We start from the raw sequence: 20344 nt of genomic DNA on the forward strand, positions 1-20344 counted from the left end.
GCATTGGAATTCTCGATCGACTCGGCCATCTGGTTCATGGCGCTCGCAAGGATGCCGAATTCATCCGCGTGGCCCTGCGGCGTCCTGGCGCTGAAGTCCCCCGCGGCGACGCGCCCGGAAAACGCGACGAGCCGGGCGATGGAGCCCGTGATGCGCCGCGAGACGACCGTCGCGGCCGCCGCGCTCAGCAGGATGGCCAGGGCGACCAGCGCGATGACCGCCCAGCGCGAGAACCTGGCTGCGCGTTCGACATCGCTGCGCGTCTGGAGCGCGCGCTTGGTCGCCTCGGTGTGCAGCGCCTCCACCGAGGATTCGATGGCCACGGCCGTGGCCAGGTAGCCTTGGCGCAGCGCATCGGCCGATTCCGGAAGGCCTTCCTTGCCATGCCGCGCAATGAACGCGAGGAAGCCGTCCTCGTACTGCCGGGTCTGGGTCTCGATCCGGTCGACCTGGTCCCTGAATTTCGGATCGGTCGAGAGGATTCGAAGGCTGGCAAGGTACTCCCGCATGTCCAGCAAATGGTTCTGCATGGCCGGCAGGGAGCGCTCGCTCGCCTGCGCCACCCCGAGCCGGTCCGCGGACAGCAGGAGTTCGTTCTCGGCGTCGCGGGCCTTGTACATCGCCAGCGAGCTGCGCAAGCTCAGGTCCGCCATCCGGTTGTCGCTGCTGAGCAGCTTGTCGATGGCGGCCGCGGAGCGCTGTTCGCTCAGATAGAAGGACGCGCCCAACGCGAGCATCAGCACAATGACGACGCCGAATCCGAGCGCGATCTCCACCCGCAGGCTGCGCGTTCTTCTCCCCCTCGGGAAGCCGATCGGGAATTTGATCAATTGCGGCCCGCTCCCAGGTCGCTGTTGGAGAGATGCATCATTGCCTTCGCTCTGCGTCGACCATCTTCAGGAACGTGCGCACGTTCTCGTCGCCCGCGAAGCGCCTGATCTCGTCGCGGGCGCCCTGCGTGGCCGCGCGGAACGGTGCCGGGTCGGGGCGCGTGACCTTCACGCCGGCGGCAGCCATCTTTGCGATCAGCTCCTCCTCTTCGGCAATGATCTTCTTGCGCATGCCGTCGCCCGCCGCCTTGCTCTCTTCACGCACGATCGCCTGCTCGGCCGGCGTGAGCTTCGCCCAGGTCGCGGTGCTCATGAGGTGGAGCGTGTTGTAGTACACATGGCGGGTCAGGGCGAGGTGCTTTTGCGCTTCGTACAGCTTGTTGTAGTAGATGACGTTGAGCGGGTTCTCCTGGCCGTCGACCAGGCCCTGCGCCAGCGCCTGGGGAAGCTCCTTGAAGCCGACCTTGCTGACCTCGGCGCCCAGCGCCTGCATGGTGGCCTCGAGTTCGGCGACGGGCGGAACGCGCACCCTGAGGCCCCGCACGTCTTCGGGCACGTTGATCGGGCGCTTGCTGTTGGTGATGTTGCGGAATCCCCATTCCCAGTTGGACAGGATGACGAAGCCCTGCTTCTCGGCCAGCGGCGCGAGCCAGTTCATTGCCGGGCCATCGAGCACGCGGTGGGCATGCGCATAGCTGTCGAAGAGATACGGCATGACGACGACGGAGAACGTCTTCTCGTACTTGATGAGGTAGTTCATCGAGGTCACGTCCATGTCGACCGCGCCCAGCCGGACCTTCTGCAGCAGTTCGTTCTCGCTGCCGAGCTGGGACGCGGGAAAGATCTCCGTGCGGATCTGCCCGTGGGTGCGCTCCTCGACCCGCTTGGCGAACTGGAGCGCCGCCAGATGAGCCGGATGCGTGGTGGTGGCGGCGTGCACCAGCGACAGCACCACGGGATCGGCATGCGCCGCCGGCGGCAAGGCAGCGAAGCCCCACGTCGCGGCGAAGATCAGGAGTGCTTCTTTCATGCTTCGGCCCCGTGCTCTCCGCCCTTGCTGCGTTCGCTCTGCGCCATGGTGCCCGAGCGCAGCAAGTCGCCGGCCTCGGTGGCCATCACGGCCTCGCTGAAGTAGTAGCCCTGCGCCATCGTGGTGGCGCCGGTCGATTGAAGGAACGCAAGCTGCGTCTCGGTCTCCAGTCCCTCCACGATGATGCCGATGCGCGCCTCGCGCGCGAGATTCATGATGGCGCGAACCGTGGCCGCGCTGTCCGGGTCGTCGATCGCGCGCTGGAGCATCGACTGCGCGATCTTCAGGTGGTTCACGCGGTAGGTGCGCAGGTATTCGAACGACGAGTATTCGGTGCCGAAGTCGTCGATCGCAATGCGCACGCCGAGCGCCCTCAGCCTGGGCAGCACGTCGTTGTGGGTCCATGTCATCTGGGCCAGCGTCGACTCCGTCACGTCGAATTCCAGCACGGACGGATCGAGCCGCCATTTCGCGAGGCTCTCGGTCACGTCGCGGATCAGCTCGCCGCCCTGCCGGAGTTGTCCGAGCGACAGGTTGATGGCCACCACCGGCGGCGCCACGCCCTGTTCGCGCCACACGCTCAGCTGCCTGCAGGCCTGGTCCAGCACCCAGCGGCCGAGCGCGACGATGGCGCCGGTGCGCTCGGCAATCGGCACGAACGCGTTCGCCTCGAGCAGGCCGCGCCTGGGGTGGTTCCAGCGCAGCAGCGCCTCCACGCCCACGATCTTTCCGGAGGACAGCTCGACCTGCGGCTGGTAGTAGAGCTCCAGCTGTTCGCGCTCGATGGCCTGCTTCAGGTCTTCGCCGAGCGCCACGCGGTCGCGCACTTCGAAGTCGAGTTCCTCGGAATGGAAGTGGTACTGGTTGCGCCCCTGCTCCTTCGAGCGGTAGAGCGCCAGGTCGGCCTGCGCGAGCATTTCCTCCGGGCTCTCGCTGCCCGGGGTGTAGGGGCAGATGCCGATGCTGGCTGAGGCATGCACCTGGTTGCCATCGATCATGTACGGGCGCGCGAGCTCCTGCTGGATCTTCGCGGCCAGGGCGCCCGCGGCGGCCGCGTCGGCCATTTCGCTTTGCAGCACGGCAAACTCGTCCCCGCCCAGGCGCGCCACCACGTCGGTCTCGCGCGTGCAGTTCTTCAGGCGCAGCGCCACCTCGCGCAGCAGCAGGTCGCCGCCCGGATGGCCGAACATGTCGTTGACCGGCTTGAAGTGATCCAGGTCGAGGCAATGGAGCGCAAACGGCACGGAGCCGCGCCGTGCCGCCGCGTAGGCCTGGTGCAGGCGCTCGACGAGGGTGGCGCGGTTGGCCAGGCCCGTGAGCCCGTCGGTGCGCGCCAGCTTTGCCAGTTGCTCCTCCGCCGCCTTGCGCTCGGTGACGTCGATGACGATGCCCTCGACCTCGATGAGCCGGCCGTCCTTGTCGCGCACCGGAACATAGCGGTTCTCGACCCAGCGCCGCGCGCCGTCGCCGGTGCACAGGCGGTATTCGATGGAGGCGCCTTCGGCGTCCTTTTCGAGCACGCGCGCCATCGCGGCGGCCACGCCGGGCTGGTCGGCCGGGTCGATCAGCACGTCCGCCCAGTCCGGGTTGGCCAAGAGGGCCGCCGGTTCGTGGCCGAACTTGGTGATGTTGTGCGAGATGTAGATCAGCGGGAACGCCGGCTCGCCGCGCAGCCGGTAGAGAATGGTCGGGCTGTTCTGCACGATGATGTTGGCGTCCGACAGCTCGCGCGTGCGTTCCTCCACGGCCTGCTCGAGCTGGTTCATCTTGAAGGCGGCGTCTTGCGTCATCTGCCACTTCATGGTGAGCGCGCTGGCCAGCTGGCGCACCTCGATCGGATCGAAGGGCTTCTTGAGCACCAGCAGGCGGTCGCGCGCGTCCAGCCGCTCGAACACCTCGACCCACGACTGGTCCGCATAGGCCGTGCAGATCACGATCTGCAGGCGCGGGTCTTCGAGCCACAGCTGCTCGATGGTCTCGACGCCGTCCCACCCGGGGGGCATGCGCATGTCGATGAACGCCATGGCGTAGGGCGCCTCGGCTTCCAAGGCCTCGCGCAGCTTCGCGAGCGCCTCCTGCCCCTGGTAGGCGCTGTCCAGCACGAAGTCCACGTCGCTTTTCCTGGCCGAGGTTCCGAACAACGCGGACTCCAGGTCGTCCAGGTTCGCGTCCGCGGCCGCCGGAAGAAGGATCTTGCGGAAGTCCTCGTGGATGGCCGGCGTGTCGTCAGCCAGCAGGATGCGGCGGTTCTGCGGTTTGCTCATGGCGTCTCTGCGGCCTTTCTGATCGGAAGTTCGAGCGTGAAGGTGGCGCCGGTGCCGGGTCCGTCGCTGTGCACTGCCAGCGTGCCGCCCATCTCGCGCGCCGCGATGGCTGCGCTGTGCAGGCCGAAGCCGTGGCCGTCCTTCCTGGTGGTGAACCCGTGCATGAACACGCGCGTGAGGTTGTCGGGAGCGATGCCGACGCCCGTGTCCGCTACGCGGATGCGCAGCACCTCGTCCCCGACGATCTCCGCATCGAGCACGAGTTTGGCGCGGTCGTCCGCCACCGCTTCCATCGCCTGCCTGGCATTGCGCACGAGGTTCATCAGCACCTGCAGCAGGCGGCCCCGGTCCAGCGGCAGTTCGGGAAGGCGGGCGAGGCCGCTCCCGATCACCACCTGGTAGCGCGCCGCGCCCGACGCGTTCATGCGCAGCGCGTCCTCGACGAGCTCGTGGATGCGTATCGACTCGATCAGGCTGGAGGCGCGGGCATGGGCCTGCTGCGCGGCGATGATTTCCTTGATGTGGTCGACGCTCTTGCCCAGCGCCACCAGCTCGTCGACGACGGTGCGCTGCTCCGCCACCAGGAGCGGCGCCAGCTGCATCAGGTAGCCCGGGAGCATCTTGCCCTTGGGGTCGGAGGCGAGGAACGCGCCCAGGTCGTCCGCATGCGCGTTCATCAATTGCACCGCGCGCGCGAGTCCTTCCACCTTGGACGCGCGAACCCTGGAAAGAATCAGCCCCGCGGACACGTTGACGCTGTTGAGCACGTTGCCCACGTTGTGCAGCACGTTGGTGGCGATCTCGGCCATGCCGGCCGAGCGCGCTGCGGCCACCAGGTCGGCCTGCGTCTTGCGCAGCACCCGGTTGACCTCTTCGTTCTCGCGCAGCGCCGCTTCAAGTTCTGCGGTGCGGCTGAGCACCTGCTCCTCCAGCATGATGGTGGTCTGGAAGAGGTTGAAGTCCGAGCCCTGCGCATTGGCGCTGCGCTCGGCCCGGTCCATCAGGGCCTGGACGATCTTGTTGAGCCGTGCGATCTCGTCCGTCGAGGAAAGTGCCTGCGCACCGGGGCGCGGCAGTGTTGCAGACTCAAGCATGGCTGGCCCCCTCGCCGTTAGTGCCGAATGCAATGCCGACCAGCGTCTGGTTGACGTGCACGCCGCGGAACTGCTCCCCGTAGGTGTGGAAGCCGACCGTGTTGTTCTGCTGCAGGAGTTCGCCGATGCGGTCCTTCGCGCTGCTCTGCGCGATTTCGAGCTTGCGCAGGATGCAGTCGTAGCCCAGCACCAGCTGCGGGGGGCCGATCTCGGCGCGTATGCCGGCAAAGGCCTGCTCGAGGTTCTGCAGCAGGTCCACGCCCCGGGCCACGCGCAGCACCAGCCCGTTCTCGATTGCGCAGAAGAACGTGAGGCTGCCGTCGGCGTTGGCCTTCTGGATCGAGCGCACGTAGGTGGTGCCGCCGATCGTCAGCACCACTGGCCAGGCCGCAAAGCGCGAGGGATCCAGGTCGGAGGCGTCGATGCCCAGCATCCTCGCGTACTCCTGGCTCGCCGGCAGGCCGTTGATTTCCTTGACGGTGCGCGAAGCGGCGTCGGCCTCTGTCACGACCAGCCTGTCGTCGGTGGCAACCACGTGCTGCGTCTTGAAGATGCGAAACGGCATGCGCGAGGCCACCAGCACCAGCACCGCGCAGTCGGCGCCGAACCGGCCGTCCCAGTAGACCTGGGTCCGGTCGAACTTCATGCCGTCGCCGGCCGAACCGCCAAGCAGCGGAAGCCTGCCCAGCGCAGTCTGGAAGGCGCGCGTGACGGGTTCTTCGCGCAGCGACAGGCCGTCGATCAGCAGCAGCGCGAAGCTGTGGTCCGCATCGCCGGGCGAGCCCTCGGCCAGCAGCTTGTGCAGCAGCGCCTGCGCGAAGTCCTGGCCGGCCTCCACCTTGAACTGCTGCAACTGCTCGACCTGGCCCGCCGCCACCCTGAAGTGGCTGGCCGGAAAGCTCGCACCCGCCAGGCTGTGGTCGCGCAAGCCCGCGGGGCCGATTTCGCCCGCCGTGGTGCAGCCGACCACCGGCACGTCGCCGAACAGGCGCTTCATCTCGTCGGCCAGCGCATCGAGGTCGTAGTCGCTGGAGCAATAGAAGATCACCAGCGCCATGCCGGGCTGCGCCACCATCGCATGGAATTCCTGCGCGGCCTTGCGTGGGTCCGCCGCGCAGGCGTGGGCCTTGCGTATGTAGGCCGTGTCCTTCATGTGGCGACTCCTTGCATGGTGAGTCCCATTAGACGCTGGAAGAATCGCCTCAGTCGACCGATTCCATGCGGGACATCCCTGCCGCGGACCGGGTTCTTTCGCTACTTTCGCGAGTCGCTTAAATTGAAAGTTCTAAGGCGACGTGCCGAATGCGCAACCTACGCTGATCGAATTACTGCCTGCGGGTTTTACCGCAGCCGCTCAGAGGCACTGCCATGCCTTCAGTGCCTGCTGCAATTGCGCGCCTGCGTCCGCGAGTGCCGAGTCGTTGCGGACCTCGATGGCCGCGATGCCCGGCGGCAGTTGGAAGTCGAGCGCCCGCCGCACGCGCGCATCGACCATCTGCGGCGTTTCCCGCTCGCGCGCGAGCAGCCGGCGGCGCAGCGTCTGGGCGTCGGCCGTGATGTGGGCGACCACCAGTTCGGGAAAGAGCCGCACGGCCCGGGGCAGGTAGGCGCGCGAGCCGTTCACGATCACGGTCCTGCCGTCGCAGCGCGCGGCGAGTTCCGCGCGCGCGATGCCGTAGTGCAGGGCATTGGCTTCCCAGTGCATCGCGAACGCGCCGGCCTCGCGCAGGCGCATGAAGGCGGCCACGTCGACACTGTCGTGCTGCTCGCCGCCCGGCTGCACCGCGCGCGTGATGGTGCGGCGCGCGAAGTGCACGCGGGCGTCCTGCGGCAGCTGCTGCCTCAGCCAGTCGATGACGCTGTCCTTGCCGGCGCCCGAGGGGCCGACGACGTAGACCAGGCGGCCGGTCTGCGCGGCGTTCATTGGGTAACCTCCGTGCTGCGCACTGCGGTGCGAGCCCCCTTCGGAACGGCCGGGCAGGGGCTCATGCGCCGAGCGCCATCTGTTCGATGCACACGAAGTCCGCGCGCGGCTCGGGCTCCGCGAACAGGCTGATCGCATCGAAGCGTTGCGCGGGCAGCGCGCCGAAGTGCCGTTGCGCCGCGTCGTGCAATGCCTGCACCTCGGCCTCGTCGGCCTCGCGCAGCGAGCCGGTCAGCGAGAGGTGGAAGCGGAAGCGGTCGAGCACGAACGGGTAGCCCCAGCGCTGCAGCAGCGCGTCTTCCTCGGGCGTGAGACCGCTCGCGCGGCGGCGCTGCAACTCGGCGGGCGGCAGCGGCGCGGCGAAGGCGTGCAGGCCGGTCACGCAGGCGCTGGCCATGGCGTTCAGCGCGCGGCTGGGCACCACGGGCACGAGCGCGAGGAAGTCGTCGAGCCGCACCACCTGCAGCGCCGGCATGTCGAAGGGCTCCCAGGCCTTGCAGATGTGGCGGATGCCGGTGCGCAGCGACGCCGCGTCCAGGTGCGAGGGCAGGGCGAAGGGCGCCTTCAGCGTGGCATGCCAGCCATAGCGCCGCGGCGCGGCCGTCAGTGCCTGCTGCCGCGCGGGCGGCAGGCCGTCGATGGCGGGTTGTGGCAGCGGCTGCCCGCTTGCCGCGCAGCGTCCGAGCCAGTGGCTGCCGGTGTCCCACCACGCGCTGCCGATGGTGGGTGCGAAATAGGCCGCGTAGCGGTGCGCCGCGCCGCGCCTGCGAGGTACGGCCTCAGTCATCGTGCGCCACCGTCAATGAGGTGCGGTCGCCCGCGAACCAGGCCCTCGCGTATTCGATCGGCACACCCGCGGTGTCGACGTTCACGCTCTCCACGAACAGCACCGGCCGGCTGACCGGCTGGCGCAGCTGCGCGGCGATCGCGGCCTCGGGCATCTGCGCCGTGATGCGGCTGTGGTGGCGCGTGTAGTCGGCCACGCCGTGGGCTTCGAAGCCGGCGGTGATGGAGCCCGTCTCGCGCACCACGGCTTCGAGTCCTGCGAAGCGCGGCAGTGGAAAGAAGCGTTCGCTGCAATGCAGCGGCTGGCCTTCGGCTTCGCCGATCACCTGCAGGCACAGCAGCGAACTGCGCGCCGGCACCGCGAGCGAACGCGCCTGTGCCGCGGTGGCGCGCACGGTGCTGGATGCGACCACGCGCAGCGCGCCGCGCAGCCCGGCCAGCGCCATGCTGCGCTGGAAGCGCGGGCGCTTGGCCAGCGCGAGGTCGACCGCGAACTCTTCCACATAGGTGCCGCTGCCCTGCGTCACGCGCAGCAGCCCCTGGCTGCAGAGGTTGGCGAGCGAGCGGCGGATGGTGTGGCGGTTCACGCCGAACTGCTCGGCCAGCGCGTGTTCGGAGGGCAGGCGCTGGCCCGGCGAATACACGCCGCGCGCAATGGCCTCGGCCAGGTCGGCCGCGATGCGGATCCAGAAGCTGTCGCGTGCGGTGCGTTCGGTGTTGGTGGTGGCGGGGCGCGGAGCCAGCGCGGAGGCAGGGGTCGTCGTCGTGCTTGTCATTAAACCTACTTGCGCGCTCTCTAAGCTCGCGTCAGTTGCCGAATTTGTCTATACAACTTCAAGCGTATCACTCTCATGTTTCATGCCTTTGACACAGAACCCGCGGCCCGCCCGCTGCGCCGCGCGCAGTGGCTCGCGATGCTGGCGCGTGCGCCCGTCTCGCTGCTCGAACCGGCGCTCGCGCAGCACGCCGAGACCCCGCCCCAGTGGCTGCGTGCGCCGGAGACCGGCCTGGTGATGGTGCAGGGCCGCGCCGGCGGCACCGGCGAGCGCTTCAACCTGGGCGAGGTGACGGTCACGCGCTGCGCGCTGCGCCTGGGCGGCACCGCGCCGCAGCCGGGCGCCGCGGTGGGCGTGGCCTATGTGCTCGGCCGTTCGCACCGCCATGCACAGCTCGCGGCCGTGGCCGACGCGCTGCTACAGGACCCGGCGCAGCAGGCCGCGCTCGATGCCCGGCTGCTGGCGCCGGTGCGTGCGCATCTCTCGGCGCTGCGCGCGCAGCGCCATGCACGCGCCCAGGGCAGCAAGGTCGAGTTCTTCACGGTGGCGCGCGAAGCCGGCGGCGCCGACATGGACGAGGACGATTCCGAATGAACGCGAACGTGCTTTCCACCCTGGGCGCGGGATTCGCCGATGCCGCGCTCGGCAGCCAGGCGGTGTTCCGCTCGGCGCTGCAGGCGCTCGCGCATCCGGGCCACGTCGTCGAGCTGTCGCACGATGCGCAGGTGCCGTCGCAGGGGCACGGCGCCTCGGCCGCGCTGCTGCTGGCGCTGCTCGACCCGGACTGCCGCCTCTGGCTGTCGCCATCGCTCGCGGGCAGCGACGCGGCCGCATGGCTGCGCTTTCACACCGGCTGCGTGCTGGTCGACGCGCCCGCGCAGGCGCAGTTCGCGTGGATCGGCGAAGGCGATGCATGCCCGCCGCTCGATGCCTTCGCGCAGGGCAGCGACGCCTATCCGGACCAGTCGGCCACCTGCGTGATCGATGTGACCGGCGTGATGGACGTGTCCGCACCGGCCGAAGGCAGCGCACCGCGCTGGACGCTGCGCGGCCCCGGCATCCAGGACCGCAGCGCCATCGCAGTGGAAGGCGTGGCACCGGCCTTCACCACCCAATGGTCCGCGAACCACGCGCTGTTTCCGCGCGGCGTGGACGTGTTCCTGGCCGCGCCGCAACGCATCGTCGGTCTGCCGCGCACCACCCGCATCGAACAGGAGGCTTGAGATGTACGTTGCCGTCAAGGGCGGAGAAGCCGCCATCCTCGCCAGCTACCGGCTGCTGGCCGAACAGCGCCGCGGCGACACCGGCACGCCGGAGCTGTCGGTGCGCCAGATCCGCGAGCAGCTCAAGCTCGCGGTCGACCGCGTGATGACCGAAGGCTCGGTCTACGACCCCGAACTGGCCGCGCTCGCCATCAAGCAGGCTTCGGGCGACATGGTGGAGGCCATCTTCCTGCTGCGCGCCTACCGTGCGACGCTGCCGCGCCTGGGCCACAGCGTGGCGCTCGACACCTCGCGCATGGCGCTGGACCGCCGCATCTCCGCCACCTTCAAGGACCTGCCCGGCGGCCAGGTGCTGGGTGCGACGCACGACTACACGCAGCGCCTGCTCGACTTCACGCTGCTGGCCGAGGGGCGGCAGCAGGCCGCGCCGGCGCCCGCGGCCGATGCGGCCGAGCCGCCCGCCGCGGCCACGCCGCGCGTGGTCGATCTGCTGAACCAGGAAGGGCTGATCGAAACCCGCCCGGTGCCGCCCGGCGACCCCGCACCGGTCGACCTCACGCGCGCGCCGCTGCGCTTTCCGGCCGATCGGGCCACGCGGCTGCAGAACCTTGCGCGCGGCGACGAGGGCTTTCTGCTCGCCATGGCCTATTCCACGCAGCGCGGCTACTCGCACAGCCACCCGTTCGTGGGCGAGATCCGCTTCGGCAGCGTGGAGCTGGAGCTCGCGCCCGAGGAGCTCGACTTCACCATCTCCATCGGCGACCTGGAGATCACCGAATGCGAAATGGTCAACCAGTTCGCGGGCAGCAAGAGCGAGCCGCCGCAGTTCACGCGCGGCTACGGCCTGGCCTTCGGCCACTGCGAGCGCAAGGCCATGGCGATGAGCCTGGTCGACCGCGCGCTGCGCGCCGACGAGCTCGGCGAGCCCGTGGAGTCGCCCGCGCAGATGCAGGAGTTCGTGCTCTCGCACAGCGACAGCCTCGAAGCCTCGGGTTTCGTGCAGCACCTGAAGCTGCCGCACTACGTCGACTTCCAGTCCGAGCTGGAGCTCGTGCGGAAGATGCGCGCCGCCGCCGGCGCGGGAGACCACGAATGACGACCACCACCGAATACAACTTCGCCTACCTCGACGAGCGCACCAAGCGCATGATCCGCCGCGCCATCCTCAAGGCCGTGGCCATTCCGGGCTACCAGGTGCCCTTCGGCTCGCGCGAGATGCCGCTGCCCTACGGCTGGGGCACCGGCGGCATCCAGGTGACGGCCGCGGTGATCGGCCCGCGCGATGTGCTCAAGGTGATCGACCAAGGCTCCGACGACACCGTCAACGCCGTCAACATCCGCCGCTTCTTCGAGCGCACCACGGGCGTGGACACCACCACGCGGACGGCCGAGGCCACGCTGATCCAGACGCGCCACCGCATCCCCGAAGCGGCGCTCGCCGAAGGGCAGGTGCTGGTCTACCAGGTGCCGGTGCCCGAGCCGATGCAGCGGCTGGAGCCGCGCGAGACCACCACGCGCACGCTGCACGCGCTGGCCGAGTACGGGCTGATGCACGTGAAGCTCTACGAGGACATCGCGCGCTACGGCCATATCGCCACCACCTATGACTACCCGGTGCTGGTGAACGGCCGCTACGTGATGTCGCCCTCGCCGATCCCGAAGTTCGACAACCCCAAGATGCACATGAACCCTGCGCTGCAACTCTTCGGCGCCGGCCGCGAGAAGCGCATCTATGCGGTGCCGCCCTACACGCCGGTCGAAAGCCTGAGCTTCGAGGACCACCCCTTCGAGATCCAGCGCTGGGACACGCCCTGTGCGCTGTGCGGCGCGACCGACAGCTTCCTCGACGAAGTGATCACCGACGACCGGGGCGCGCGCATGCATGTGTGCTCCGACTCCGACTACTGCCAGTCGCGGCAGCAGGCGGACAGCGCCGCCGCGCCCGACCCCGCGGCCGATTCGGCGGCCACCATGGACGGAGCCCTCGCATGAGCGCCGCGCAAGCTTCCTCCCTGCCGCTGCTGCGCGTGCGCGGCGTCGGCAAGCGCTACGGCGACCGCGTAGCGCTGCACGACGCCTCCTTCGACCTCTGGCCCGGCGAGGTGCTGGCGGTGGTCGGCGAATCGGGCTCGGGCAAGTCGACCCTGCTCGACGCCATTGCCGCACGCAGCCGCCCCGACGCCGGCAGCGTGCAGTTCCATGTGCGCGGCGGCGGCCTGCAGGATGTGTTCGCGATGACCGAGGCTCAGCAGCGCCTGCTCTCGCGCACCGACTGGGGCTTCGTGCACCAGAACCCGGCCGACGGCCTGCGCATGGACGTCTCGGCCGGCGCCAACGTGGGCGAGCGGCTCATGGGCCTGGGCGAGCGGCACTACGGCCGCGTGCGCGCCACCGCGGCCGACTGGCTGCAGCGCGTGGAGATCGATCCGGCGCGCATCGACGACACGCCGCGCACTTTTTCAGGCGGCATGCGCCAGCGCCTGCAGATCGCGCGCAACCTGGTCACGCAGCCGCGGCTGGTGTTCATGGACGAGCCGACCTCGGGCCTCGATGTGTCGGTGCAGGCCCGCCTGCTCGACCTGCTGCGCCAGCTCACGCGGCAGATGCAGCTCGCGGCCATCGTGGTCACGCACGACCTGGCGGTGGCGCGGCTGCTCGCGCACCGCATGGTCGTGATGCAGCAGGGACGCGTGGTCGAGACCGGCCTCACCGACCAGGTGCTGGACGACCCGCAGCACGCCTACACCCAGCTTCTCGTTTCCTCGGTGCTCCAACCATGACAACCCCCTTGCTTCTTCTCCAGGGCGTGGCCAAGCGCTTCACGCTGCACCACCAGAACCAGCTGGAGCTGCCGGTGTTCGACGCGGTCGACCTCAGCGTGAGCGCGGGCGAATGCGTGGTGCTCGACGGCGCCTCGGGCCTGGGCAAGAGCACGCTGCTCAAGCTCATCTATGCCAACTACCGCGCGAGCGCGGGCCGCATCACGGTGCAGGCGCCGGCCGGCCCGGTGGACCTGACCGAGGTGGCGCCGCGCGAGCTGGTGCGTCTGCGGCGCGACACCATCGGCTACGTGAGCCAGTTCCTGCGCGTGATCCCGCGCGTGCCCGCGCTCGACGTGGTGGCCGAGCCGCTGGCCGAGGATGCGGGCGACGACCCCGCGGGCATCGAGGCCGCGCGCGCCGAGGCGCGCCGCTGGCTCGCGCGGCTGCGCATTCCGGAGCGCCTGTGGCACCTGCCGCCGGCCACCTTCTCGGGCGGCGAGCAGCAGCGCATCAACATCGCGCGCAACATGATCAAGCCCAAGCCATTGTTGCTGCTGGACGAGCCCACGGCCTCGCTCGACGCCGCCAACACGGCCACCGTGATCGAACTGATCCGCGAAGCCACGGCACGCGGCGCGGCCATCGTCGGCATCTTCCACGACGCCGAGGTGGGCGCGGCCGTGGCCACCCGCCGCGTCAACGTGGGCGACTTCAGGAGCACCCGGCCATGAGCGCAGCACCCATCGTCTTTTCCAATGCGCGCATGGTGCTGGCCGGCGAGGTGGTGCTGGGCGCGCTCTCGGTGGCCTCCGGGCGCATCGAGGCGCTGGACAGCGGCGTGACCGCTGCGGGCACCTTCGACCTCGAGGGCGACTACCTGTTCCCGGGCCTGGTCGAGGTGCACACCGACAACCTGGAGCGGCACCTGATGCCGCGCCCCAAGGTGCAGTGGGCGGAGATGCCCGCGCTGCTCGCGCACGACGCCGAGGTGGCCGCCGCCGGCATCACCACCGTGTTCGACGCCCTGGGCGTGGGCGAGGCCGACCCCGAGAGCCTGCGCGGCAGCACCTGGGACACGCTGCTCGGCGTGCTCGACGGCTGCATCGAGAGCGACCTGCTGCGCGCCGACCACCACCTGCACGTGCGCTGCGAGCTGCCGGCGCCCAACACCATCGAGCTGTTCGAGCCGTTCCGCAAGCACCCGCGGCTGTCGATGATCTCGCTCATGGACCACACGCCGGGCCAGCGCCAGTGGGAGAACATCGAGGTGGCGCGCGTCTACTACACCGGCAAGAAGGGCTGGAGCGACGACAAGTTCGACCGCCGCGTGTCCGAGGCCGTGCTGCTGCAGACGCGCTATGCCCAGCCGCACCGCCAGCACTTCGTCGAGCATTGCCGCGTGCATGGCATTGCGCTCGCGAGCCATGACGACACCACCGTGGCGCATGTGGAGCAGGCGCATGCGGAGGGCGCCAGCATGTCGGAATTCCCGACCACGCTGGCGGCCGCGCGCGCGGCGCGCGAACGCGGGCTCGCCAACATCATGGGCGGGCCGAACGTGGTGCGGGGCGGCTCGCACTCGGGCAACGTGGCCGCGGCCGAGCTGGCGCGCCAGGGCCTGCTCGACATCCTTTCTTCCGACTACGTGCCCGGCAGCCTCATGAGCGCCGTGATGCGGCTGGTGGACGAGGGCATCTGCACGCTGCCCGAAGCGGTGGCGATGGTGAGCCGCGCCCCCGCGCGCGCGGCCGGCCTGCACGACCGCGGCAGCCTGGCGCCGGGGCTGCGCGCCGACCTGGTGCAGGTGCGCATCACCCAGATGGCCGACGGTGCCAGGCACCCGGTGGTGCGCGGCGTGTGGCGCCAGGGCCGGCGCGTGATCTGAGGGTGCGATCCGGGGCGCGGCCGTGGCTGTCGCCGCAATGTCGCGCAGCTGTCGCGCGCATGTCACGACGCCTCGCGAGACTTCACTTGTCTAGACGACTTTGGAATCCAAGATGACCGGTGTCCTGCGCATCCATCAACTGAACAAGCACTTCGCCAACGGCCGGCATGCGCTGCGCGACGTCAACCTGGCCGTGAACCGCGGCGAGATGGTGGCGTTGATCGGCGCCTCGGGCTCCGGCAAGTCCACCTTGCTGCGGCACGTGGCGGGCCTGGTGGCCGCCGATGGCGCAACCGATTCGCTCATCGAGATCGACGGCTGCTGCGTGCAGAAGGGCGGCCGCATCCACCGCGACATCCGCAAGGTGCGCTCGCAGGTCGGCTTCGTGTTCCAGCAGTTCAACCTGGTGGCGCGGCTGCCGGTGCTGGTGAACGTGCTCGTCGGCTCGCTGCACCGCATGCCGTGGTGGCGCAGTTGGCTGCGCATGTTCACGGCGCAGGAGCGCGCGCTGGCGCTGGAGGCCCTGGGGCGCGTGGGCATTGCCGACTGCCATGCGCAGCGCGCCTCCACGCTCTCGGGCGGCCAGCAGCAGCGCGCGGCCATTGCGCGCACGCTGGTGCAGGGCGCCAAGGTGGTGCTGGCCGACGAACCCATTGCATCGCTCGACCCCGAGTCGTCGCGCAAGGTGATGGAGATTTTGGCGCGCATCAACCGCGAGGACGGCTGCACCGTCATCGTGTCGCTGCACCAGGTCGACATCGCCATGAAGTACTGCCCCCGCGTGGTGGCGCTGAACCAGGGCCAGGTGGTGTTCGACGGGCCTTCCTCGGCGCTCACGCCCGCGCTGCTGCGCGACCTGTACGGCGTGCAGGCCGACGAGCTGCTGCGGCCCGCCGCTCCGGCCGCTGTGCCCGAAGGCGCCAACGTGCATGTGCTGAACCCGGCGGCTCCCGTGTCGTGGGCCGCGCAAGCCGCATAGGCCGCGAAGAACACGTCTTTCTTCTTTTCCATCCCTCAATTTCCCTGGAGCCATCCATGATCAAGAAACTCATTGCCGCCACAGTGCTGGGCCTCGGCCTTGCCGGCGCGTCCCTCGCGCAGGACATCAACTTCGGCATCATCTCGACCGAGGCGACGCAGAACCTCAAGGGCGACTGGCAGCCGCTGATCGACGACATGAGCCGCCAGACGGGCCTCAAGGTCACGGCCTTCTTCGCGCCCGACTACGCCGGCATCATCGAAGGCATGCGCTTCAACAAGGTGCACATCGGCTGGTTCGGCAACAAGTCGGCGATGGAAGCGGTCGACCGCGCAGGCGGCGAGGTGTTCGCGCAGATGGTCAACGCGGACGGTACGCAGGGCTACTACTCGCACCTGATCGTGAACCGCGAGAGCCCGCTCAACACGCTCGAGGACGTGCTCAAGAACGCGAAGAACCTGAGCTTCGGCAACGGCGATCCCAACTCGACCTCGGGCTACCTGGTGCCGGGCTTCTACGTCTTCGCGCAGAACAAGCTCGACGCCAAGTCGATCTTCAAGGTGACGCGCAGCGCCAACCACGAGACCAACGCGCTGGCCGTGGCCAACAAGCAGGTCGACGTGGCCACCAACAACAGCGAGAACCTCGAGAAGGTGAAGGAGCGCTTTCCCGAGAAGTTCAAGGACATCAAGATCGTCTGGACCTCGCCGCTGATTCCGCTCGACCCGCTCGTGATGCGCAAGGACCTGCCCGAGGCCACCAAGGCCAAGCTGCGCAACTTCTTCTACAACTACGCCAAGTCCGATCCGCGCGAGAAGGAGATCGTCATGAAGATCTCGAAGCTCTCGGGCTTCAAGGAATCGAGCGACAAGCAGCTGCTGCCGATCCGCCAGCTCGACCTGTTCGGCCAGCGCACCAAGATCGAGGCCGACGCCGTGCTCGGCGACGCCGACAAGAAGGCCAGGCTGGCCGACATCGACAAGAAACTGGCCGCGCTGAACTGAGCGCCGCCACTTTTCTTTGCTGCTGCACTGCTGTGTCCGCCATGCAACCCACGGTCCATATCGTCCGCCCGAGCGTGGCGCCTGCGGCCTCCGCCGCTCCCAAGCGCAGCCTCGCCTGGCAGCTCTCATGGGCTGGCCTGCTCATCTTGCTGGCCGCGTCCTGGAAGGGCGCCGACATGCGTCCGTTCGAACTCTGGCGCGATTCCGGCAACATGGCCACCTACGCGGCCGAGTTCTTTCCGCCGAACTTCACGCAGTGGCGCATGTACCTGCAGGAGATGGTCGTCACCTTGCAGATCGCGCTGTGGGGCACGGCGCTGGCGGTGGTGAGCGCGGTGCCGCTCGCGCTGCTGGCCTCCGCCAACATCGTGCCCTGGTGGATCTACCAGCCGATGCGCCGCCTCATGGACAGCTGCCGCGCCATCAACGAGATGGTGTTCGCGATGCTGTTCGTGGTAGCCGTGGGCCTGGGCCCCTTCGCCGGCGTGCTGGCGCTGTGGGTGCACACCACCGGCGTGCTGGCCAAGCTGTTCGCCGAAGCGGTGGAAGCCATCGACCCGCAGCCGGTGGAAGGCATCCGCTCCACGGGCGCCAGCGCGCTGCACGAGATCGTCTACGGCGTGCTGCCGCAGGTGATGCCGCTGTGGATTTCGTATGCGCTGTACCGCTTCGAATCGAACGTGCGTTCGGCCTCGGTGGTGGGCATGGTGGGCGCGGGCGGCATCGGCGTGGTGCTGTGGGAAATCATTCGCGGCTTCCAGTACGCCGAGACCTGCGCGGTGATGCTGATCATCGTGGTGAGCGTGAGCGCCATCGACCTGGCGTCGGCGCGCATCCGCAAGTTCCTGATCTGAGCTGAAGGCGGGTTGGAACTGGGGCGGAATCTTTAAATCGCCTGCAACCCGCACCAGCACTCGCTTTCACCAATTCGTCCTATCCGCCGGGTACACGTTTGGGTACACCAAAACTGCCGGAAGCAGCCCCAGGTTTCAGGCATCACACTAGATGAGTGCCACAACATCGCGCAGGTGCGCTGCAGTCTGTGGCAACCCACGCTTCTCGAGCAGCGCGACCAACGCGATCGCGTCGACCTGCGGCCGGGCCCAGCGCTCGCGCATTCGCTTCAAAGCCGCGAGGGCGGCGAGCTTCTCCAGCATCAGCTGGTTGAGGACGAATTCGTCAGGGGTCTGTACCTCGATGCCGAACGGGTCCAGCACTTCCCTGGGAAAGTCCTTCTCGTTCCACGTCACGATCGCATCCGCGTGCCCAGTGATCGCAGCAGCCAGTACGTGGCGGTCATCGGGGTCCGGCAGCTTCAGGCCCTCGATCAGGTGTTCGTAGCCGGAGACGAGGCAGTCCGGAATGGCGTCCTCCATGGCTTGCGCAGCAGCGGCAACCTGGACGCCCATGCCGGGCCGGTCCCGCAGCAGGCTGCGCGTCCACTCCTCGCGGATGTGGACGGACCACTTCGCGCTATAGAGGTCCGCGTCGGCCAAGCTCAGCAGCGCGTCGCGCAGCAACGCCGGGTACAGGACGTTGGCGTCGAGCACGGCTGTGTACCGGGCGCTTCCCGCCACTCACAGCTCCTCGCCCATCTCCTGGGAGAGGTCGTTCAATTGTTTGAGGGCACCGGCCGACCGCTGCTTCTGCTCGTCCTTGTAGCGCATGAGCTCTTCGAACTCGATGCGGCGGTGCCGGTTGATCAGGCGGCACTTCAGCCGGCCAGCCTCGATTTCCTTGATCACGAAGGGACGCGACACATTCAGGAGTGCCGCAGCTTGCTGCGTCGTGAGTTCCAGCTTCTGCGGGACGAGCATCATCGGCTCGCGCTTGGCCATCTGGCGCAACACGTCGGCAAGGAAGTGCAAGGCACGCGGAGGCAGGAGCAGCACCGGGGCTTCGCCCTTGCCGTCCCTGTCCACTTCGATGGTTACTTTGATCGCTTTTGCCTTCGAGTGATCCAGGGCCGCAACCAGGCACGCCGTCGCCGCACCGGCCATTTCCGCTTCCATTTCGCTGGCGGGGTCGAGTATCTGGTTCATGCTGGGTCCTTTCATAGCTGGCGCTACGCCGGCGCCTCAAGCGAAATATACGCACTAAACGCAATATTCGCAACTGACGGGCGCCGGAAAGAAGATGGCACTCTTGTCAGCAGGCGCCTTCATTCAGCGGCCGGATTCTGCGGCCACCCAGCGGATATTCCCTTGTCCCCGCGGCGCTGCCGCCTTGATCTGAAGCTCGCTGAGTTGCCCCATGGTGTACCCAAGATCGGCTGCGGTTGAATAGCAGTCTGGGGTACACCGTGGGGTACGCGCAAGAACGAGACTGTGTGAGATTCGGTGATGCCGCTTGAGCCGTCATTGGCAGGTTAAGTCCTTGATGTACAAGGGCTTTTGAGCGGCCTTGGGATCTACCGAGAAAGAAAAATGGTGGCCTGGGGCCGAGGCAGAATCGGGCAAGGACTTCCGCATGCACATGAACGCCCCGACATCACCCGCCATTCTCCAGCTCCACGACCTGGGCTTTTCCTATCCGGGCCAGCCCGCGCTCGCAACCGGCTGGTGCGCATCGTTGGGCGAGGGCGTCACGCTGCTGCATGGCGACACGGGCAGCGGAAAGTCGACCCTGCTGCGCGTGATCGCGGGCGCGCTGCCTTCGGCTTCCGGAACGCTGACGCTCGCGGGCGTGCGGCTCGACGCCGAGCCCGAGGCCTACAGGCGCAACGTGTTCTTCTGCGACCCGGCCGCCGAAGCCTTCGACCAGCTCACCGCGCGTGCGTGCACGGCCACCCTGCGCGAAGGCGACGCGGGCTTCGATGCGGCGCTGTGGCAGGCGCTGGTCGAGGGTTTCTCATTGGCGCCGCACATCGAGAAGCCGATGTACATGCTCTCCACCGGATCGAAGCGCAAGGTGGGGCTGGCGGCCGCGCTGGCCTCGGGCCGCCCATTGGTGCTGCTCGACGAACCCGAAGGCGCGCTCGACGCGCGCTCGATCGGCTGCCTGTGGCAGGCCGTCGCATCGCGGGCCGGGCGCGCGGGCCATGCGATCGTCATTGCGAGCAGCGCGCGGCTCGATCACGTTCCGAAGGTTCCGCTCGCCGGCTGCATCGAGCTGCCGTTGCGTTGAGCGCGGCACGCGATCAGGGTGCCGGCGGACGTTGCAGGCGCTGCCAGCCGATCACGGGCCAGTCGCTTCTCGACTGGTCGGCGTCACCGCCATAGACGACACTGCCGCCTTCCAGCGCCTCAGGAAACGACGCAGCAAAACTGCGAAGGCCGCGAAAGTCATCGGCGTTCACTGTCACGCCGGCCTTGATCTCGACGGCGCGGAGCTTTCTCCCGTCGGGTATCGGCAAGTCCACTTCATTGCCGATCGCATCCCGGAAAAAGTACATCTCCCCTGACTCGCCTTGATTGAATCGCGTCTTGAGGGCTTCCATGATCACCAGATTTTCAAACAGGCTCCCAAAGAGCGGGTCTCGCGCGACCTGGTCGGCGCTGCGCAAGCCCAACAACCAGAAGGCCAAGCCGACGTCGTAGAAGTACAGTTTCGGACTCTTCACGAGGCGCTTCGACGTGCTGGTAAACCAGGGCGGTAGCACATGCACGATATAACTGGTCTGGAGCAGGTCCAGCCAGGCCCGAGCAGTGGCATGCGACACGCCGGCATCGTTGCCCAGACTCGTGAGGTTCGAGCTGACCGACCCGTCCGGCGCACAGGCGGACAAAACGTTCGAATCGCTGCAAGTCACGAACGGCCGCCAGCTGCCGCAGGTCGCGTTCCACGT

The 20344-nt window shown here is 68.3% G+C and carries 21 protein-coding genes and 1 pseudogene; 11 read left to right on the plus strand and 11 right to left on the minus strand.

The window, feature by feature from the left end; all coding sequences use genetic code 11:
• Positions 1 to 71: 71 nt before the first annotated feature.
• The 8 genes and pseudogenes from ACAM58_RS32215 to phnF form a co-directional block, all read right to left on the minus strand.
• Positions 72 to 737 (minus strand): annotated as a pseudogene (locus ACAM58_RS32215) (GGDEF domain-containing protein); the annotation flags it as partial.
• A gap of 130 nt (positions 738 to 867) precedes the next feature.
• Complete coding sequence (locus tag ACAM58_RS32220; RefSeq protein WP_018905739.1) at positions 868 to 1860, minus strand: TRAP transporter substrate-binding protein; 993 nt, start codon at positions 1858 to 1860, stop codon at positions 868 to 870.
• Entirely contained in the window at positions 1857 to 4124 is a 2268-nt protein-coding gene (locus ACAM58_RS32225; RefSeq protein ID WP_369664775.1) for a putative bifunctional diguanylate cyclase/phosphodiesterase, read from the minus strand. Before ACAM58_RS32225 ends, ACAM58_RS32220 begins: the two co-directional genes overlap by 4 nt.
• Positions 4121 to 5218 carry a sensor histidine kinase gene (locus tag ACAM58_RS32230; protein ID WP_369664776.1) on the minus strand — a complete coding sequence of 366 codons (1098 nt, stop codon included), beginning with the start codon at positions 5216 to 5218 and terminating at the stop codon, positions 4121 to 4123. Before ACAM58_RS32230 ends, ACAM58_RS32225 begins: the two co-directional genes overlap by 4 nt.
• Positions 5211 to 6371: a nitric oxide-sensing protein NosP gene (gene nosP / locus ACAM58_RS32235; protein WP_369664777.1), complete on the minus strand. Its 1161-nt coding sequence runs from the start codon at positions 6369 to 6371 to the stop codon at positions 5211 to 5213. Before nosP ends, ACAM58_RS32230 begins: the two co-directional genes overlap by 8 nt.
• A 201-nt stretch (positions 6372 to 6572) precedes the next feature.
• Positions 6573 to 7142, minus strand: a complete 570-nt coding sequence (phnN, locus tag ACAM58_RS32240; protein ID WP_062365194.1) for a phosphonate metabolism protein/1,5-bisphosphokinase (PRPP-forming) PhnN — start codon at positions 7140 to 7142, stop codon at positions 6573 to 6575.
• A gap of 61 nt (positions 7143 to 7203) precedes the next feature.
• Positions 7204 to 7929, minus strand: a complete 726-nt coding sequence (locus ACAM58_RS32245; protein WP_369664778.1) for a DUF1045 domain-containing protein — start codon at positions 7927 to 7929, stop codon at positions 7204 to 7206.
• Entirely contained in the window at positions 7922 to 8704 is a 783-nt protein-coding gene (phnF, locus tag ACAM58_RS32250) for a phosphonate metabolism transcriptional regulator PhnF (RefSeq protein WP_278881315.1), read from the minus strand. Before phnF ends, ACAM58_RS32245 begins: the two co-directional genes overlap by 8 nt.
• 75 nt (positions 8705 to 8779) lie before the next feature.
• Between phnF and phnG the strand changes: the two genes are divergently transcribed.
• From phnG to phnE, 10 genes are all read left to right on the plus strand, one after another.
• Positions 8780 to 9298 carry a phosphonate C-P lyase system protein PhnG gene (gene phnG / locus ACAM58_RS32255; RefSeq protein ID WP_369664779.1) on the plus strand — a complete coding sequence of 173 codons (519 nt, stop codon included), beginning with the start codon at positions 8780 to 8782 and terminating at the stop codon, positions 9296 to 9298.
• Positions 9295 to 9927, plus strand: a complete 633-nt coding sequence (phnH, locus tag ACAM58_RS32260) for a phosphonate C-P lyase system protein PhnH (RefSeq protein ID WP_369664780.1) — start codon at positions 9295 to 9297, stop codon at positions 9925 to 9927. Before phnG ends, phnH begins: the two co-directional genes overlap by 4 nt.
• Before the next feature lies 1 nt (position 9928).
• Positions 9929 to 11023, plus strand: a complete 1095-nt coding sequence (locus ACAM58_RS32265; RefSeq protein WP_278881310.1) for a carbon-phosphorus lyase complex subunit PhnI — start codon at positions 9929 to 9931, stop codon at positions 11021 to 11023.
• The gene (locus tag ACAM58_RS32270) at positions 11020 to 11919 is read left to right on the plus strand and encodes an alpha-D-ribose 1-methylphosphonate 5-phosphate C-P-lyase PhnJ (protein ID WP_369664781.1); all 900 of its coding nucleotides are present in this window, start codon (positions 11020 to 11022) and stop codon (positions 11917 to 11919) included. Before ACAM58_RS32265 ends, ACAM58_RS32270 begins: the two co-directional genes overlap by 4 nt.
• Positions 11916 to 12707, plus strand: coding sequence for a phosphonate C-P lyase system protein PhnK (gene phnK, locus ACAM58_RS32275; protein ID WP_369664782.1), 792 nt, complete (start codon positions 11916 to 11918; stop codon positions 12705 to 12707). The genes ACAM58_RS32270 and phnK overlap by 4 nt, the downstream gene beginning before the upstream one ends.
• Entirely contained in the window at positions 12704 to 13420 is a 717-nt protein-coding gene (gene phnL, locus ACAM58_RS32280; RefSeq protein WP_062365186.1) for a phosphonate C-P lyase system protein PhnL, read from the plus strand. Before phnK ends, phnL begins: the two co-directional genes overlap by 4 nt.
• Positions 13417 to 14574 (plus strand): alpha-D-ribose 1-methylphosphonate 5-triphosphate diphosphatase, encoded by a 1158-nt coding sequence (locus ACAM58_RS32285; protein WP_062365185.1) that lies wholly within the window; start codon positions 13417 to 13419, stop codon positions 14572 to 14574. Before phnL ends, ACAM58_RS32285 begins: the two co-directional genes overlap by 4 nt.
• A gap of 112 nt (positions 14575 to 14686) precedes the next feature.
• Complete coding sequence (gene phnC / locus ACAM58_RS32290) at positions 14687 to 15553, plus strand: phosphonate ABC transporter ATP-binding protein (RefSeq protein WP_062365184.1); 867 nt, start codon at positions 14687 to 14689, stop codon at positions 15551 to 15553.
• Between the two features lie 56 nt (positions 15554 to 15609).
• Complete coding sequence (gene phnD, locus ACAM58_RS32295; RefSeq protein ID WP_369664783.1) at positions 15610 to 16557, plus strand: phosphonate ABC transporter substrate-binding protein; 948 nt, start codon at positions 15610 to 15612, stop codon at positions 16555 to 16557.
• 41 nt (positions 16558 to 16598) lie between these two features.
• A complete protein-coding gene (gene phnE / locus ACAM58_RS32300; RefSeq protein ID WP_369664784.1) occupies positions 16599 to 17411 on the plus strand; it encodes a phosphonate ABC transporter, permease protein PhnE in 813 nt (270 codons plus the stop codon).
• Positions 17412 to 17558: 147 nt separating this feature from the next.
• Here the strand turns inward: phnE and ACAM58_RS32305 are convergent, their stop codons facing one another.
• Together ACAM58_RS32305 and ACAM58_RS32310 are read right to left on the minus strand one after the other, a co-directional pair.
• Positions 17559 to 18107, minus strand: coding sequence for a putative toxin-antitoxin system toxin component, PIN family (locus tag ACAM58_RS32305; protein WP_369664785.1), 549 nt, complete (start codon positions 18105 to 18107; stop codon positions 17559 to 17561).
• 27 nt (positions 18108 to 18134) lie between these two features.
• On the minus strand, positions 18135 to 18599 hold the full coding sequence (locus ACAM58_RS32310) for a helix-turn-helix domain-containing protein (RefSeq protein WP_018905757.1): 465 nt from the start codon (positions 18597 to 18599) through the stop codon (positions 18135 to 18137).
• Between the two features lie 427 nt (positions 18600 to 19026).
• On the opposite strand from ACAM58_RS32310, the gene ACAM58_RS32315 reads away from it, so the two are divergent.
• A complete protein-coding gene (locus ACAM58_RS32315) occupies positions 19027 to 19683 on the plus strand; it encodes an ATP-binding cassette domain-containing protein (RefSeq protein ID WP_369664786.1) in 657 nt (218 codons plus the stop codon).
• Positions 19684 to 19696: 13 nt separating this feature from the next.
• On the opposite strand, the gene ACAM58_RS32320 is transcribed toward ACAM58_RS32315, so the two are convergent.
• Positions 19697 to 20218 (minus strand): ATP-binding protein, encoded by a 522-nt coding sequence (locus ACAM58_RS32320; protein ID WP_278879099.1) that lies wholly within the window; start codon positions 20216 to 20218, stop codon positions 19697 to 19699.
• Positions 20219 to 20344: the final 126 nt, after the last annotated feature.

The sequence above is a fragment of the Variovorax sp. V116 genome (genome assembly GCF_041154435.1).
In the GTDB taxonomy this organism is placed as follows: Bacteria; Pseudomonadota; Gammaproteobacteria; order Burkholderiales; family Burkholderiaceae_C; genus Variovorax; species Variovorax paradoxus.